The organism is Cellulomonas telluris (assembly GCF_004886325.1).
Lineage (GTDB): Bacteria > Actinomycetota > Actinomycetes > Actinomycetales > Cellulomonadaceae > Cellulomonas > Cellulomonas telluris.
The window spans coordinates 1-600 of sequence record NZ_QXFN01000048.1; the positions used below are offsets into that span (position 1 = coordinate 1).

A 600-nucleotide genomic window follows, 5' to 3' on the forward strand; every position below is an offset into this window, starting at 1 on the left:
TCGGGCACGAGATGCACCGCGAACCTGGTCTTGCCGTCCGCGAGACGGTGCCGCGCGAGCGTACGGATCGGCTCCTTGGCGGTCGTCAGCGTGTGCGGGTCGATGGTCGTCATCACGCACCGGTTCGTCGGCTTGGCGACGCGGAAACGGACGGCGCCGACGTCGAGCGTCGTCCAGTCGTCCTCGGCGAAGGGCACGTCCCCGTCGACGACGAGGTTGGCGCGGAAGCGCTCGACCGGCAGCGGCTGGGGCGGCTCCTCGCCGAGCTCGAGCGCGCGTTCGACCATCCAGTCGTCGAGCTGGCGGAGGGAGGCCAGCGAGGCGACCGTCACCGGGAAGGCGTCGGCGAAGGCGGTGAAGTCCTCGGGACGCGAGAAGCCGGGCTGGAGGTTGCGGGCCTCGGGGTCGTGGCACCACACCAGGCGGAGGTCGTCACGTCCCAGCGCCCGCGCGATCCAGGCGTCCGCGGCCGGGGCGTGAACGGCGTGGAGGTCGAGCGAGAAGAGGCGTACCGGCACCGGCGCGCCGTCGGGCACGTCGAGGACGAGGTCGTCCAGCCCGGGCGCGCGCAGCCGAAGGCCGGCGGTCAGCGTGGGGTCG

1 protein-coding gene is annotated in these 600 nt (G+C 73.3%); it reads right to left on the reverse strand.

Annotated elements, in window-relative coordinates:
* The coding region (locus FB586_RS18685; RefSeq protein ID WP_168800617.1) for an MOSC domain-containing protein at nucleotides 1-600 on the reverse strand (600 nt) is incomplete at both ends.